Here is a 15,068-nt window from a genome sequence, read left to right on the forward strand (position 1 = left end):
GGGGGATGCGATGGTCGACGCACGGCACGCGGTGGTGGTGACGCACACCCGTCTTCGCGAAAGCGGCACGGTGGTGGCTGAGGCGGTGGAGCAGCTGCGGCAGGCTGGATTCGAGGTATCGATCATCGACAACACGGAGGCTCCGGAGTTCGGTTCCCGCCCGCCGGTGGTGCCGGACAACACCGAGATCGTGGTCGTGCTTGGCGGCGACGGCACGATTCTGCGGGCCGCGGAGCTGGTGCACTGCACGCGCGTGCCGATCCTCGGCGTGAACCTCGGCCATGTGGGATTTCTGGCCGAGTTCGAGAGCTTCCAGATGAGCGAGGCGATACGGCGTATCGCCACCCACGACTATTCCATCGACGAACGCATGATCGCACATGTGGATGTGTGGCTGCCCGGCGCTTCCGAGCCGCTGGGGGATTGGGCGCTGAATGACATCACCGTGGAACGGGCCGATCGCGGCAAGATGGTCGAACTGTCGATCCGCGTGGATGACGTGGAGATGAGCTCGTTCGGCTGCGACGGCGTGATCGTGTCCACGCCCACCGGTTCGACGGCATACGCGTTCTCCGCCGGCGGCCCGATCATGTGGCCGAACGTGCAGGCGTTGCAGCTGGTGCCGCTTGCAGCGCACGCGCTGTTCGCCCGTCCGCTGATCATCGGTGCCGGTTCCACGTTCGCCATGGATATTCTCGACGATTCGATGTCCGACGGATGGATCTGCTGCGATGGCCGTCGACAGCGCGCCCTGCCGAAGGGCACGCGCATCGAGGTGCGTCAGTCGAAGGATACGTTGCGGCTGGCGCGATTGTCCGGCGTGCCGTTCACGAACCGTTTGGTGACGAAGTTCGACCTGCCGGTGGTCGGCTGGCGCGAACAGGCCCGCGGTGGGCAGGCGGTGCACCACGGTCACGTGTTCCCCGATGGTGCCGAACACGGCCTTGTCGATAGCCATGGCGGCGAGGGTGCCGGGTCCGGCGGTGTCGCGGCGGAAGGCGGTGCCGATGCTTGAGGAACTGGAGATACGCGACCTCGGCCCGATTCGCCACGCGTTGCTGACGCCGGCGTCGGGCATGACGGCGATCACCGGTGAAACCGGCGCTGGCAAGTCCATGCTGCTGAGCGCCATCAAACTGATCTCCGGCGGTTCGGCGGATTCGGGACGTGTGTCCGCCGACGCGAAGGCGGCATGGGCGCAGGGCGTGTTCGCGGTCGATGACGACGCCGCATCCGCACAGGGCGCGTCGGATGGCAACGACGATGGCGGCACATCGTCGTCGGGCGAGACGGGGACATCGTCGATCTCGGATCCCGTGCACATCGCCCGGAACGCCGGCATCGAACCGGATGACGGCGAACTGTTCCTGTCCCGGACCGTGCCGGTGTCCGGCAGATCGCGCGCCGTGGTGAATGGGCGGAGCGTGCCACGCGCCATGCTCGGCGAACTGGCCGGCGGATTGGTGACCATCCATGGACAGGCCGACCAGCTGCGCATCGCCGCGCCGACGCGCCAACGTGAGTTCCTTGATGCCGTGGCCGGCGACGAACGGGAACTCATTGACTATCGCCGTGCATGGGATGCCCTGCGCGCAATCGACGATCGGCTGGAACGGGTGCGCAACCAAGAGGCGTCCGCCCGGCAACAGGCCGATTATCTCAGGGAGTCGATTGACCGCATCAACCGCGTCGACCCACAGGCCGGGGAGGACGACGATCTGAAGGCCAAACGATCCCGGATCGAAAACGCGGCAGACATCGCGCAGGGCGTCAGCGCCGCGCTTGCCGCCTTGGACGCGTCGCAAGTGGATGTCGACGCCGATGCCGAAGGCGCGAGCGAACTGATCAATCGGGCGGCTCAGTCGCTGCGCGCGATCCGCGCCGACGGCGATTTCTCCGGTCTGGCCGATCGTCTGGAATCCATCAACACCGATCTGTCCGACGTGGTGTATTCGCTGAGTCGGGAACTCGATGCGCCGGACGATATGGACGATCTTGACGAGCTCAACGCACGTATTCACGAGCTGGGGGAGCTGACCCGACGGTGGGGGCCGACGCTGGCCGATGTCATCGCATGGCGTGACAAGGCGGTGTTCGATCTGGAGGATCTCGACGCATCGCCGGAGAAGGTGGCGGAGCTGGAACGCGATCGTGAACGCCTCTTCCGAGAGGCGGTGGCCGCCGCGGACCGGCTGAGCGACGCCCGTGCCTCGGCCGCGGCGTCGTTGGCGGCGACGGTGACGGATGAATTGTCATCGCTGGCGATGGACGGCGCCGCACTGCGTATTCGAGTAACGAAGCGAACGGGAGCGGGCAAGACCCCGACGTGGCCACTCGACGCGAACGGCGCCGACGACATCGCATTCCTGTTCACGCCGTATGAGGGGGCACCCGAACTGCCGATGGGCAAAAGCGCCTCCGGCGGTGAGCTGAGCCGTCTCATGCTGGCCTTGGAACTGTCCGCCGCCGATCGGCATGCCGGCAGTCGCACGCCCATGACCTTCATCTTCGATGAGGTCGACGCCGGTGTCGGCGGCAAGACCGCCGTTGAACTGGGACGGCGACTGGCCCGTCTTGCGCGAACCGCGCAGGTCATCGTCGTCACCCATCTGGCGCAGGTGGCCAGCTGGGCCGACGCGCAGTTCGTCGTCACCAAGGAGCCTCCGGATGCCGATGACGATGCCGTCGGCGTCGTCACCACCGTCGAACAGGTCCGGGGCGACGCGCGCGTGCGGGAGATCGCACGCATGCTGTCCGGCTCCGAATCCGAAGCATCGCTCGACCACGCCCGCGAACTGCTTTCCGATTCCCGACTGAAAGGATGACGACCATGACGAGTGACGTCAACACCGGCAAAGCCGCCATCTTCGATCTTGACGGCACGCTGCTCGATTCGATGGGCGTATGGGATCAGGTCGATATCGACTTCCTCGGCAAACGGGGCATCGCCGTGCCGCCCGATTACATGACCAAGGTGGCGTCGATGCAGTTTCGGCAGATCGCCGAATACACGATCGCGCGTTTCGGGTTGCCCGACACTCCGGAACAGCTCATGAACGAATGGGACGACATGGCGCGCGTTGCCTATGCCACGGTGGTCGAGGCCAAGCCGCATGCCGCGGAGTATCTGGCATGGCTCAAGCGGTCCGGCGCCAAACTGGCCGTGGCGACGTCGTTGCCTCCGTCGCTGCGCGAGCCGGCCATGCGACACGTCGGCATCGCCGACTGCTTCGACGTGACCGTCAGCGTCGACGACGCCGGCGATGTCGGCAAGGACAAGCCCGACGTCTATCTGCTCGCCGCCTCCCGTCTCGGCATCGAACCCGCCGCCTGCACGGTGTTCGAGGATCTGCTCATCGGCATTCGGTCCGCGAAATCGGTGGGTATGAAGGTCTGGGCCATGCACGATGATTCGTCAGACGCCGACTGGCCCGTCATCTGCGACATCGCGGACGGCGTGCTGTTCGACTTCGCCGACGCGCCCCGATCCTTGTGACGCTGTTGCGCTCGAGTTGCCGACGGCGAGAACGCGGTCGCTGATACGGCAGCGGGGAGGTTCCGCGCCGTCGATAACCGTCTTACTGTTATGTAGCACACCTTGACAGTATTCCACAACAGTTATATAGTTATATATAACAGCGTAACGGCTGTGACATGTCGATCATCCACCGGCCGAAAGGGGCGCGTATGCGACTGGTCATCTCATCCGTGTCCGGCGAGCCCATGTACGAGCAGATCAAGCAGCAGATCCGATCGGCGGTGCTGTCCGGCGAGCTCAAACCAGGGGAGGCGTTGCCGTCCCTGCGCAAACTCGCCCGTGAACTGCGCATCTCCGTGCTCACCGTCACCAGGGCATACAACGAACTGGCCGACGAAGGCGTCGTGCAGAACATCCAAGGCAAGGGCACCTTCGTCATGGACAAAGGCAGCGAGTCCATGAAGCGCCAACTCGCTGATCGCGCCCGCGCGGCGCTCGCGGACGCCGCTGCCGCCGCCAAGGCCGCCGATATCCCGCTCATCGACCTCATGGGCATGCTCGAAGAGACATACCAGCAAGAGTAAGGAGCGCGACCATGAACGTCATGGCGCCATTCGTCGCAACGTCGTCAAATGCGACGACGAACGGTCCGGGCAACCTGATGGCGTTGTCCGTCACCGGACTGACCAAACGCTACAAGTCCGGCTTCATGCTCGACGACATCACGTTCGATCTGCCGGCCGGCTACATCATGGGTCTGATCGGCCCCAACGGCGCGGGCAAATCCACGCTCATCAGGCTCATCCTCAACATGACCCGGCGCGACGCCGGTTCCATCGACGTCTTCGGTCTCGACGCCATCGCCGACGAGGAGACTGTCAAGGGCCGGATCGGCGTCGTATTTGACGCCAACTGCTTCATTGACGCATGGACAGTGGGGAAGACCGGCCGCGCCATGCGCGACATGTACTCGGCGTGGGACGCGGCGCGGTTCGACGACTGCCTTCGCCGTTTCGGCCTCGACCGAAGCACGAGGGTCGGAGCGCTCTCGCGCGGCATGCAGATGAGGCTCATGCTTGCCGTCGCCCTCAGCCATCACGCGCGGCTGCTCATCCTCGACGAGCCGACCGCCGGACTCGACGTGCTCGCCCGCGACGATCTCATGGACCTGCTGCGGGACTATGTCGCGGACTGCGAGGCAGGCGTGCTGTTCAGCACGCACATCACCGCCGACCTCGAACGGTCGGCCGATCTCATCACCTACATCACCGGCGGCCGGCTGTACTACACCGGACCGAAGGATGAATTCGAGGACTCGTTCCGTATCGTCAGGGGCGGGCCGGACGACCTGACGGACGGGCTTGTGGCCTTGGCGCTTGGCATACGCCGGTACGACACCGGATTCGACGCGCTCGTCCGCGCCGAACGGGCGGGGGCGCTCGCCGCCGCAAGCCGCACCGGCGGCCATGTGCTCGTCGTCGAACCGGCCGGCATCGACGACATCGTCCGGCTGACCAACATGCCGGCCGACATCGAAGAAGGGTGGCAATCATGACCCGGACAATGCACCCCGTGATGCGTGCGTTCCGTATGGACTGGCACAAGATCGCCTCGCAGCGGGGATGGTGGTGGATGCCCGCCTCCGTGTTCGTCTTCCCGGTGCCCATCGCGAATCTGGCCGCGGCATCGCGGTCCGACACGCTCGTCGACTGGGCGATGTGGCTGATCGTCTTCATGGGCGTCACCATGGCGGCCTGTCCGTTCAACTACGAGCTGCAGGGGGAGTCGGGGTTCCGGCTCAACGGCATCATGCCGGTCGGCCGGGCGCATCAGGTGGCCGCGCGCTATCTGACCCTGGCCGTCTGCGCTGTCATGATGCTGGTCTCGTTCGCGTTCTCCTGGTGCCTGCTGACTGCCGTCGGCATGGGACCTTCCATCGGCGGCATGGCCGTACGTGCGTGGGCCGCGCTGCTGATGACGGCGGTCCTGTATCCGATGATGTACCGGTTCACCATGCAGCAGGTGTTCATCGGTACCATGATCGTCGCCATGCTGGCTGTCGTCCTCAGCATTCCGGTGCTGGCGCTCGTCATGACGTGGCCGTACATGGTGACCGGTGATATGTGGTTCGGGAAGGCATTCGCCGGTGTCGTGCCGCCGGTGTCGGTCGGGACGCTGCTGGCGATCGTCGCCGTCGCGGTGCTTGTCGTCGCATATGCCGTCTCGTTCCGCCTGTCCGTGCGTTGGTACCGTGACCGGGATCTCTAGACGATCGGCGTTGAAGTTCAAACGTCACTGCGTGCGCGCGATCGGCGGGATGACGCGCACGCAGTGACGTTTCCGGGGCCGAACCATCACTGTGTGCGCGTCCCCTTCGCGGTTGCGCGCACTCGGTGATGCATATGGTGACGGATGGCTGTCTCGTTCCCGATGTATTCGCTGTTGTGCATGTCGCGTGGCGGTTTTCGCTCGCTGAGCACTCGCTCAGCGAGCGAAAACCGCCACGCATATTGCCGATGATCGACGCATGTCGTAAGTGTTATAGTTGATATAGAACAACTGGAACGGACTGCGTAAGAAAGGCACAACCGATGATCATCGACATCGATCAGCGCGGCGACGTGCCGATCTACGAACAACTGCACCGGCAGATCATCGCCGGCATCGCCAACGACGAACTCATACCCGGCGACCAGCTGCCATCCGTCCGCGCGCTCGCCGTCGACCTCGGCATCAACCTGCACACCGTCAACAAAGCATACGCATTGCTGCGCGACGAAGGCTATCTGGTCATGCGGCGCGGCACCGGCGCGGTCGTCGCCGACCGCAGCAGCGCCGGCAACGATTCGACGACCCGCCGCGCCACCGACGAACAGGACGAGCGCATGAACGACGACCTGCACCGGCTTGCGCTCGCCTACAAAGCCCGCGGCGGCAGCCTGACCGCATTCCTCGACGCCACACGACGGCAGGCCGAACGTGTCTACGCATCATCGAACGAACGCAATGACAAGCAAGGGGAGTGACCATGAACGACACGAACACCACCATGAACGTCATCCTCGGCACCACATTCCTACTGCCGATACTGGTGACCATCAGCCTCACGGCCGTACCATGGATCACCGACCGGCACGATGCATTCGGCGTGACCGTACCGCCGGCAGCCCACGCCGACCCGGACATCCGCCGGCTCAAGCGCGGATTCTCATGGTCGATGGCCGCATCCGGCATCATCGCGACCGCCATATCGCTGGCCGTCTGGCAATGGTTCGGCATCGAACCCGCCATCTGGACGATCTCGGCCGTGTCGGTCGCGCTCACGCTGGTCGGTTTCACCGTCCAACAGATCTGCCGCCGTCGGACGCGCAGCATCGCCGTGCGCCGCAACTGGCACGCGGGCGCCGACCGCCGTGCCGCCATCATCGGCGAACACGACAACCCCGAACCGATCAGCCTCACATGGGAATGGCTCCACCTCGTGGCGCTCGCCGTCACCGTCCTGGTCGGCGTGCTCGGCTACGGCAATATGCCCGAGCGGGTGGCGATTCACGAGAACATGGCCGGGCAGATCGACGGCTGGGCGAACAAAAGCCCATGGCTGATCCTTATGGCCGTGCCCGGTCAGATCATTGTGGCCATGGTGCTGATCGCTGCCCACGTTGCCATCATCGACGCGAAAAAGCCGATCGACCCCGACCATCCCGCCACCACCGGATTCGCGTACGGCACGTTCGCCCGCGTGTGGAGCATCTACACGCTTGTGATCGGCCTGCTCGTGGCCGGATGGATGGGACTGGGCGTGCAGCTCGTCACCGTCGGCGTGATTGGCATCGATCTGTTCGCCACAGTCGCGATGCTGCTCGCCGTGGTCGCGTTGATTGGCGTGCTGGTGATCAGCGTGTACTGCGGGCAGAACGGGTCACGCTTCTATGCCGGCGCATCGCGCGGGAACGGAGGCCCGGAGTCCGATGATGTGATGTCGGTCGACGACGATCGTCACTGGATCGACGGCGTGTTCTACATGAATCGCGACGACCCGGCCATCTGGGTTCCCAAGCGGTTCGGCGTCGGCTGGACGGTCAACTGCGCCCGACCGGTCGTCTGGCTTGCGGCCATCGGACTTATTGCCGTCACTGTCGCGCCCGTCGTGCTGGCACTCATATAACACCGTGTCCTTGTTGTGTTGGGAGTGGGTTTCCTACGGGTGCACACGCAAAGCATTGCGTAAGCGTGTGCACCCGTAGGAAACCCACCCCCAACACAACAAGGACAGCTACGAAACGGTGCCTGTCTGCGGTCGCGCGCCTACAGCGCCTTGGCGGCGGCCTCCACGAACGCCTCCATGCCGTCGATCGGCACGACCGTGTCGAACCGCACGTCGGCATGCTCCAGACCACGCAGCGCGGCCGGAGCCACGGTGCCGGTCTCGCGCGAGAGCACGTCCATGCACTCGAAATCGGTGCCGGTCGCATCGAACCCGAGCGCCTCGTTGACCACGCGCGGGAACTTGTACGGGCTGGCGGTCGCGAGGATCACGCGCGGCGTCAGCGGATCGCGCGGCATCTGCTGCGCCACGAAATACGCGCACGCGGTATGCGGGTCGATCACGTAACGGTTCTTCGTCCAGCAGTCGGCGATCATCGCGCGCACCTGGTCCTCGTTCGCCCAGCCACAGCCGAACAGCTGACGCACCTTCGCCAGCAGCGGTTCCGGCACCTCGTAGGTGCCCCAGTTCTTCAGATCGTTCATGAGCATCGAGATCAGCCGCGTGTCGCCATCGGCGAAGTAGTACAGCATGCGCTCGAGGTTCGAGGAGATGAGGATGTCCATCGACGGCGAAATCGTCTGGTAGAACGGGCGCTGCCGGTTGTATGTGCCGGAGGTCAGGAAGTCGAACAGCACGTTGTTCTTGTCGGAGGCCACGACGAGGTGCTTGACCGGCAGACCAAGCCGCTTCGCATAGTAGCCGGCGAGGATGTCGCCGAAGTTGCCGGTCGGCACGACGAACTCCACCTCGTCGCCCACGTTGATGACCTGCTGTTCGAGCAGCTGCGCGTATGCGGAGAAGTAGTAGACGACCTGCGGCACGAGACGGCCCACGTTGATCGAGTTCGCGGACGACAGCACAACGTGTGAGTCGGCGGCGAGACGCTCGGCGAGATCGCGGTCGCCGAAGATGCGCTTGACCGCGGACTGCGCGTCGTCGAAGTTGCCCTCGACCGCGGCGACGTTCACGTTCGCGCCGGTCTGCGTGGTCATCTGCAGCTCCTGCACCTGCGACACCTTGCCCTGCGGATAGAATACGGTGATCGCGGTGCCCGGCGCGTCGGCGAACCCGGCCAGCGCGGCCTTGCCGGTGTCGCCGGATGTGGCTGTGAGGATCATGATCTTCTCGTCCGTGTGATCGACGCCGTCACCGTCGGCCGGCGTGGTGCGGGCCATGAACCGCGGCAGGATCTGCAGCGCGACATCCTTGAACGCGGAGGTCGGGCCGTTGAACAGTTCGAGGATATAGTCGTCACCGACCGGCTTCAACGGGGTGATTCGCTTGTCCGACCACTGTGCGCCGTACGCGGCGGCGATGCAGTCCTTGAGCTCTGCCTCGCCGAAGTCGGGCAGCAGCGCGTGCAGCACGTCGTACGCGATCGCCTGATACGGGCGGCCGGCGAGATTCGCGATGTCGACCTTCGTCTCGCCGAGCGAATCGGTCACGAACAGGCCGCCGTCATCGGCGATGCCCTTACGGATGGCCTCCTTCGAGGTCAGTGAATCGGTGGTGGAACGCGTGGAATGGAACGTGGTCATGATGTCCTTCGCGAAAGATGACGAATACCGACAGTATGGATCAAGTCTACCGTCAGCGGTGGGCAGGGGAGGGAAACGGGATGTGAATATGAGACGCAACCGTGCCGTAACGTAACGGCGGCCTACACTATGCACAACCGCAACCGCGGGACAGATATTGATTGAACAAAGGAGCGCAGATGACTGCCTCACCGCTCGCCCAGACCCCCACCGACGCATTCAACGCGCCGATCGCCGACACAGACCCGGAGATCGCCGAGATCCTCACCGCCGAACTGCATCGTCAGCAGGACGGTCTCGAGATGATCGCCTCCGAGAACTTCGTGCCGCGCGCCGTCCTGCAGGCGCAGGGCTCCGTCCTGACCAACAAGTACGCCGAAGGCTATCCGGGACGCCGTTACTACGGTGGCTGCGAGCAGGTCGACAAGCTCGAGACCATCGCCCGCAACCGTGCCAAGGAACTGTTCGGCGCCGAATACGCGAACGTGCAGCCGCACTCCGGCGCGCAGGCCAACGCCGCCGTCTACCAAGCGCTCGTCAAGCCCGGCGACACCGTGCTCGGCCTCGCCCTCGACCACGGCGGTCACCTCACCCACGGCATGAAGATCAACTTCTCCGGCCGCTTCTACCACGCCGAAGCCTACGGCGTGAACCCCGAAACGTTCCGCATCGACCCCGAGATCATCCGCCAGCGCGCCCTCGAAGTGCACCCGGCCATGATCATCGGCGGCTGGTCCGCCTACCCGCGCATCGAGGACTTCAAGGCCATGAAGGAGATCGCCGACGAGGTCGGCGCCAAGTTCTGGGTCGATATGGCCCACTTCGCCGGCCTCGTCGCCGCCGGCCTGCACCCGAGCCCCGTCCCGTACGCCGACGTCGTCTCCTCCACCGCGCACAAGACCCTCGGCGGCCCGCGCTCCGGCTTCATCCTCGCCAAGGAGGAGTACGCCAAGAAGCTCAACTCCGCCGTGTTCCCCGGCCAGCAGGGCGGCCCGCTCATGCACGTCATCGCGGGCAAGGCCGTCAGCTTCAAGGTCGCCGGCACCCCGGAGTTCAAGGACCGCATGCAGCGCACGCTCGACGGCGCCAAGATCCTCGCCGAACGCCTCACCGCCGACGACGTCAAGCAGAACGGCATCTCCGTGCTCACCGGCGGCACCGACGTGCATCTGGTGATGGTCGACCTGCGCAACAGCGAAATGGACGGCAAGCAGGGCGAGGACCTGCTCGCCCAGTGCGGCATCACCATCAACCGCAACACCGTGCCGTTCGACCCGCGCCCGGCCTCGGTCGCCTCCGGCCTGCGCATCGGTACTTCTGCGCTCGCCACGCGTGGCTTCGGACCGAAGGAATACGAGGAGGTCGCCGACATCATCGGCACCGCGCTCGCCGCCGGCCCGTCCGCCGACGTGGAGACGCTCAAGAAGCGCGTCGACAAGCTCGTCGAGGACTTCCCGCTCTACCCGGGCCTCGATCAGGTCCACTGATCGACCCGACGGCAATTCGTCCGCACAACCGTAACGCTGTGCGTCACAGAGTACGGTCGTGCCGCCGCCGCTGCAGAAACGTACATATGACGTGCGTCAGTGTACGTTTTTGCAGACGATTCCGCAGAAACGTACACTGAACGTCGGTTACTGTACGTTTCTGCAGAAGGTCCTGCACAACCGTACGGATAGGGTGCGTTGGCGTACGTTTCTGCAGACGGTCCTGCGGAAACGTACACATGATCCGCGCCGACGTACGATGCTGCGGATCGGTATCAATGACCGTGGCTGACGCCGACTTGCGCTAAGGTGTGGGTATGACGAATAGCGAAGAGGTTCAGGTGTCGCAGGCCGCGTTCGACGCGGTGTGCGCGAGGGCCGACGCCGCCGCCCGCGCCCAACGGGGACTCGCGCAGGCCGATACCGAAGCCAAGAACGAGCTGCTGCTTGCGATCGCCGACGCGCTTGACGCTCGCGCCGACGAAATCGCCGGGGCCAACGAGCTTGACATGATCGCCTCGCGCGAGGCCGGCATGGACGCCGGCAAGCTCGATCGGCTCCAATTCGACGTGCCCCGCGTGGCCGCCGCCGCACAGGGAGTGCGCCACGTCGCCACCCTGCCCGACCCGGTCGGCGAGATCGTGCGCGGCTACAACCTGCCCAACGGGCTGCGTCTGCAGCAGACCCGCGTCCCGCTCGGCGTCATCGGCATGATCTACGAGGCGCGGCCGAACGTCACCGTCGACGTCGCGTCGCTGTGTCTCAAATCCGGCAACGCGGCCATCCTGCGCGGCGGCCACGCGGCCGAACGCACCAATCGGGCCACGCTCGCCATCATTCGCGACGTCATTACCGACCACGGTTTTGATCCGGCGCTCGTTGATACGGTGGACGACTACGGCCGCGACGGCGCCACCGCCATGATGGAGGCCCGCGGCCACATCGACGTGCTCGTGCCGCGCGGCGGCGCCGGCCTCATCCAGGCCGTCGTACGTAACTCGAAGGTGCCCGTCATCGAAACCGGCGCCGGTAATGTCCACATCTACGTCGACCGATCCGGCGACCTCGACAAGGCCATCCCGATCATTCTCAACGCGAAGACGCAGCGCGTCGGCGTATGCAACGCCGCCGAAAAGCTCGTCATCCACCGCGACGTCGCCGCGCGATACCTGCCCGCCATCGCCCGAGCACTCGCCGAGGCGCAGGTCGAACTGCACGCCGACGACGACGCGTACGGCATCATCGACGAGGCCGGCATCGACGGCGTGAACCTGCTCGCCGCCACCGACGAGGACTGGGATACCGAATACCTTGCGCTGACGATGGGCGTCAAGGTCGTGGACTCCTTGGACGAGGCCATCGACCACATCAACGCGCACTCCACCGGACACACCGAATCGATCATCGCCGAGGACTACTCCGCGATCGAGGAGTTCACCAGCCGCATCGACTCGGCCGTGGTCATGGTCAACGCGTCCACGCGGTTCACCGACGGCGGCGTGTTCGGCTTCGGTGCGGAACTCGGCATCTCCACGCAGAAGATGCACGCGCGCGGGCCGATGGGCCTGCGCGAGATGACCACGACTAAATGGATCGGCTACGGCACCGGGCAGGTGAGACGATGAGTGAGGAGGACATCACCGTGATGCAGGAACAGGAGAACACCGTCAACGCGAACGCCGACGCCACGGCACCGGCGACCGACATGCCGACCACCGCGGACGGCATGCTCGTCGACAAGCCCCTGCGCCCCGACATCGATCTGAGCGACCCGCGTCTCGGCATGAAGATCGCCGCCGAACGGCTGAGCATCGTACGCTACGTGTTCCTCGTGCAGATCGAGGACGGCATCGCCTCGGCCGCGCAGCGCGCATCGCTCGAATACGCCGACGCGGTGCTCATCGGCTGGCCTGACGAGCACTCCGCCGACGTCACCGACCTGACCGCCGACCAGCTGCGCACCGTACGCGAGCAGATGCAGCTCATGGAGCAGTACATCCGCAAGTTTAGCGCGATGGAACGCGACGGCGACGTGGACGGCATGACCGATACGCTCATCCGCGTCACCGAACGCGTCGCCGAGGTGCGCCGCCTGTACCAGCCCGACTTCGCACTGCCGACGTTTGCGGAGATCCGCCGCGTCGTGCAGGACGAGTGGGATGAGGACATGGGCAAGATCGACCCGCAGGAATCCGATCCGACCGCCGGCGAAATCGCGCGCGAATCCGAGGACGAGGAGCGCGAGCAGGGGAGCGCGGCGTGAGCGGCGCGAACGGCGAGGCGGAACGTCGCATGGCCGACCTGTCGCCGGAAGCGTCGGTCGAACGCACGGTCAACGCCGTCGCCGGGCAGACGCCGCGCTGGCGGCTGTCCACGCGCGGCAACCGGCATGCGCGGCCGCGCATCGGCATCATGGGCGGCACGTTCGACCCGATCCACAACGGCCACCTGGTCGCCGCGTCCGAAGTGGCGTGGGTGTACGACCTCGACGAGGTGATCTTCGTGCCCACCGGCCGGCCCGTGTTCAAGCTCGACAAGAAGGTCACCAACGCGGAGGACCGGTACCTCATGACCGTGATCGCCACCGCGTCGAACCCGAAATTCACCGTCTCGCGCGTCGACATCGACCGCCCCGGCATCACGTACACGATCGACACGCTGCGTGACATCCGCGCGCAGCACCCGGACGCCGAGTTGTTCTTCATCACCGGCGCCGACGCGGTCGCCGAGATCATGCAGTGGAAGGACGCCGAGCACATGTGGGACCTCGCGCACTTCGTCGCGGTCACCCGGCCCGGCTACTCGTCGCCGGCCGGCGTCAAGCTGCCCGAAGGCAAGGTCGACACGCTGGAGATCCCCGCGCTGGCGATCTCCTCGACCGACGTGCGCCGGCGCGCCGAACACGGCGAGCCGGTGTGGTACCTCGTGCCCGACGGCGTGGTGCAGTACATCGGCAAGCATGGACTGTACCGGTAAAGGCGGGCGCCGTGCGTCGGTCGACGCCGGCATGATCGTCGCGTGCCGTCGGCATCGTCGATCTGTTGGGAGTGCCGTTCCGACTGTCGGACGAACGTCCACGGCCGTGAACACGCGACCCCGTGACGGTCGGCGCGGACGGTTACTATGAGGTCAGTCACTTCAACGAAGCCGAACGTTTGGAGATATGGTGAGCGCAATCCTTGAAGGAAAGCCCGATAAGAACCTCATCCTGGTGACCGGTCGTACCCATCCGAAGCTGGCGGCGGACGTCGCCGAACAGCTCGGGATCGACGTGCTGGAAACCACCGCCTATGATTTCGCGAACGGCGAGATGTACGTGCGATACACCGAATCCGTGCGCGGCGCGGACGTGTTCGTGCTGCAGTCCCACTCCCTGCCCGTGAACAAGTCGATCATGGAGCAGCTCATCATGATCGACGCGCTCAAGCGTGCATCCGCGCGTTCGATCACCGCCGTGTGCCCGCTGCTCGGCTATTCGCGTCAGGACAAGAAGCACCGCGGCCGCGAGCCCATCTCCTGCCGTCTGGTCTTCGACCTGCTCAAGACCGCCGGCGCCGACCGCATCATGAGCGTCGACCTGCACGCCGCGCAGTCGCAGGGCTTCTTCGACGGCCCGGTCGACCACCTCATCGCCATGCCGGTGCTCGTGGACTACATCCGCGACCGATTCTCCAACCAGCTCGACAACGTCACCGTCGTCTCCCCGGACGCCGGCCGTATCCGCGTGGCCGAGCAGTGGGCGCAGCGCCTCGGCGGCGGCCCGCTCGCGTTCGTGCACAAGACGCGCGACATCACCCGTCCGAACCAGGCGGTCGCCAACCGCGTCGTCGGCGACGTCGTCGGCAAGGACTGCGTGCTCGTCGACGATCTCATCGACACCGCCGGCACGATCGCCGGCGCCTGCCACGTACTCGCCGAGGCCGGCGCGAAGTCGGTCACCGTCGTCGCCACGCACGGCGTGCTCTCCGGCCCGGCCATCGAACGGCTCAAGGGCTGCGGCGCACGCGAGGTCGTGCTCACCGACACCGTGCCGATCCCGGCCGAGAAGCGCTGGGACGGCCTGACCGTGCTGTCGATCGCGCCGCTGCTGGCCAGCGCCATCCGCGCCGTGTTCGAGGACGGTTCGGTCGCCGAACTGTTCGACACCTATCCCGAACACCACGGCCAGGGCTTCCTCTTCGCCTGATCGCCGCCGTCGCGCGGCGTCCGGCAGCCGGGCCGGCCGTGCGGCGCATGATTTGACGAAGTCGCATCCTATGGCATAATAAACACTTGGCGGAAACCACGGTTCCCGC

14 protein-coding genes are annotated in these 15,068 nt (G+C 65.4%); 13 read left to right on the forward strand and 1 reads right to left on the reverse strand.

From position 1 onward, the window contains the following. The first annotated feature begins 10 nt into the window (after positions 1–10). From DSM100688_RS00385 to DSM100688_RS00420, 8 genes are all read left to right on the forward strand, one after another. Positions 11–1,015, forward strand: coding sequence for an NAD kinase (locus DSM100688_RS00385; protein ID WP_152357213.1), 1,005 nt, complete (start codon positions 11–13; stop codon positions 1,013–1,015). Beyond that, entirely contained in the window at positions 1,008–2,825 is a 1,818-nt protein-coding gene (locus DSM100688_RS00390; RefSeq protein WP_152357214.1) for a DNA repair protein RecN, read from the forward strand. Before DSM100688_RS00385 ends, DSM100688_RS00390 begins: the two co-directional genes overlap by 8 nt. A gap of 5 nt (positions 2,826–2,830) precedes the next feature. Next, the gene (locus tag DSM100688_RS00395; protein WP_152357215.1) at positions 2,831–3,496 is read left to right on the forward strand and encodes an HAD family hydrolase; all 666 of its coding nucleotides are present in this window, start codon (positions 2,831–2,833) and stop codon (positions 3,494–3,496) included. 191 nt (positions 3,497–3,687) lie between these two features. Continuing rightward, on the forward strand, positions 3,688–4,062 hold the full coding sequence (locus DSM100688_RS00400; RefSeq protein WP_152357216.1) for a GntR family transcriptional regulator: 375 nt from the start codon (positions 3,688–3,690) through the stop codon (positions 4,060–4,062). A gap of 20 nt (positions 4,063–4,082) precedes the next feature. Further along, positions 4,083–5,033: an ABC transporter ATP-binding protein gene (locus DSM100688_RS00405; RefSeq protein WP_152357614.1), complete on the forward strand. Its 951-nt coding sequence runs from the start codon at positions 4,083–4,085 to the stop codon at positions 5,031–5,033. Continuing rightward, a complete protein-coding gene (locus DSM100688_RS00410) occupies positions 5,030–5,746 on the forward strand; it encodes an ABC-2 transporter permease (RefSeq protein WP_152357217.1) in 717 nt (238 codons plus the stop codon). The genes DSM100688_RS00405 and DSM100688_RS00410 overlap by 4 nt, the downstream gene beginning before the upstream one ends. 323 nt (positions 5,747–6,069) lie before the next feature. Continuing rightward, positions 6,070–6,504, forward strand: coding sequence for a GntR family transcriptional regulator (locus tag DSM100688_RS00415; RefSeq protein ID WP_152357218.1), 435 nt, complete (start codon positions 6,070–6,072; stop codon positions 6,502–6,504). A 2-nt stretch (positions 6,505–6,506) separates the two neighbouring features. Then, positions 6,507–7,646 carry a DUF1648 domain-containing protein gene (locus DSM100688_RS00420; RefSeq protein WP_152357219.1) on the forward strand — a complete coding sequence of 380 codons (1,140 nt, stop codon included), beginning with the start codon at positions 6,507–6,509 and terminating at the stop codon, positions 7,644–7,646. 140 nt (positions 7,647–7,786) lie between these two features. Here the strand turns inward: DSM100688_RS00420 and thrC are convergent, their stop codons facing one another. Next, positions 7,787–9,286 carry a threonine synthase gene (gene thrC, locus DSM100688_RS00425; RefSeq protein WP_152357220.1) on the reverse strand — a complete coding sequence of 500 codons (1,500 nt, stop codon included), beginning with the start codon at positions 9,284–9,286 and terminating at the stop codon, positions 7,787–7,789. 179 nt (positions 9,287–9,465) lie between these two features. Here thrC and glyA point away from each other — a divergent pair, with 179 nt between their 5' ends. From glyA to DSM100688_RS00450, 5 genes are all read left to right on the forward strand, one after another. Beyond that, a complete protein-coding gene (gene glyA / locus DSM100688_RS00430; protein ID WP_152357221.1) occupies positions 9,466–10,773 on the forward strand; it encodes a serine hydroxymethyltransferase in 1,308 nt (435 codons plus the stop codon). Between the two features lie 317 nt (positions 10,774–11,090). Then, a complete protein-coding gene (locus DSM100688_RS00435; protein ID WP_152357222.1) occupies positions 11,091–12,398 on the forward strand; it encodes a glutamate-5-semialdehyde dehydrogenase in 1,308 nt (435 codons plus the stop codon). 80 nt (positions 12,399–12,478) lie between these two features. Further along, on the forward strand, positions 12,479–13,036 hold the full coding sequence (locus tag DSM100688_RS00440) for a phosphoribosylglycinamide synthetase (protein ID WP_420837466.1): 558 nt from the start codon (positions 12,479–12,481) through the stop codon (positions 13,034–13,036). A gap of 29 nt (positions 13,037–13,065) precedes the next feature. Continuing rightward, positions 13,066–13,749 (forward strand): nicotinate-nucleotide adenylyltransferase, encoded by a 684-nt coding sequence (gene nadD, locus DSM100688_RS00445; RefSeq protein WP_204316623.1) that lies wholly within the window; start codon positions 13,066–13,068, stop codon positions 13,747–13,749. Positions 13,750–13,936: 187 nt separating this feature from the next. Next, complete coding sequence (locus tag DSM100688_RS00450; RefSeq protein WP_152357224.1) at positions 13,937–14,959, forward strand: ribose-phosphate diphosphokinase; 1,023 nt, start codon at positions 13,937–13,939, stop codon at positions 14,957–14,959. Positions 14,960–15,068 lie beyond the last annotated feature (109 nt).

The organism is Bifidobacterium ramosum (assembly GCF_009299505.1).
GTDB classification, from domain to species: Bacteria; Actinomycetota; Actinomycetes; order Actinomycetales; family Bifidobacteriaceae; genus Bifidobacterium; species Bifidobacterium ramosum.

Bases quoted from the DNA above. Each gene is read 5' to 3' on its own strand.
- DSM100688_RS00390 (WP_152357214.1), top strand. From the start codon at position 1,008: ATGCTTGAGGAACTGGAGATACGCGACCTCGGCCCGATTCGCCACGCG.
- DSM100688_RS00410 (WP_152357217.1), top strand. From the start codon at position 5,030: ATGACCCGGACAATGCACCCCGTGATGCGTGCGTTCCGTATGGACTGG.
- DSM100688_RS00440 (WP_420837466.1), top strand. From the start codon at position 12,479: ATGCCGACCACCGCGGACGGCATGCTCGTCGACAAGCCCCTGCGCCCC.
- thrC (WP_152357220.1), bottom strand. From the start codon at position 9,286: ATGACCACGTTCCATTCCACGCGTTCCACCACCGATTCACTGACCTCG.
- DSM100688_RS00405 (WP_152357614.1), top strand. From the start codon at position 4,083: ATGGCGCCATTCGTCGCAACGTCGTCAAATGCGACGACGAACGGTCCG.
- DSM100688_RS00450 (WP_152357224.1), top strand. From the start codon at position 13,937: ATGGTGAGCGCAATCCTTGAAGGAAAGCCCGATAAGAACCTCATCCTG.
- nadD (WP_204316623.1), top strand. From the start codon at position 13,066: ATGGCCGACCTGTCGCCGGAAGCGTCGGTCGAACGCACGGTCAACGCC.
- DSM100688_RS00435 (WP_152357222.1), top strand. From the start codon at position 11,091: ATGACGAATAGCGAAGAGGTTCAGGTGTCGCAGGCCGCGTTCGACGCG.
- DSM100688_RS00395 (WP_152357215.1), top strand. From the start codon at position 2,831: ATGACGAGTGACGTCAACACCGGCAAAGCCGCCATCTTCGATCTTGAC.
- DSM100688_RS00415 (WP_152357218.1), top strand. From the start codon at position 6,070: ATGATCATCGACATCGATCAGCGCGGCGACGTGCCGATCTACGAACAA.
- DSM100688_RS00420 (WP_152357219.1), top strand. From the start codon at position 6,507: ATGAACGACACGAACACCACCATGAACGTCATCCTCGGCACCACATTC.
- DSM100688_RS00385 (WP_152357213.1), top strand. From the start codon at position 11: ATGGTCGACGCACGGCACGCGGTGGTGGTGACGCACACCCGTCTTCGC.
- DSM100688_RS00400 (WP_152357216.1), top strand. From the start codon at position 3,688: ATGCGACTGGTCATCTCATCCGTGTCCGGCGAGCCCATGTACGAGCAG.
- glyA (WP_152357221.1), top strand. From the start codon at position 9,466: ATGACTGCCTCACCGCTCGCCCAGACCCCCACCGACGCATTCAACGCG.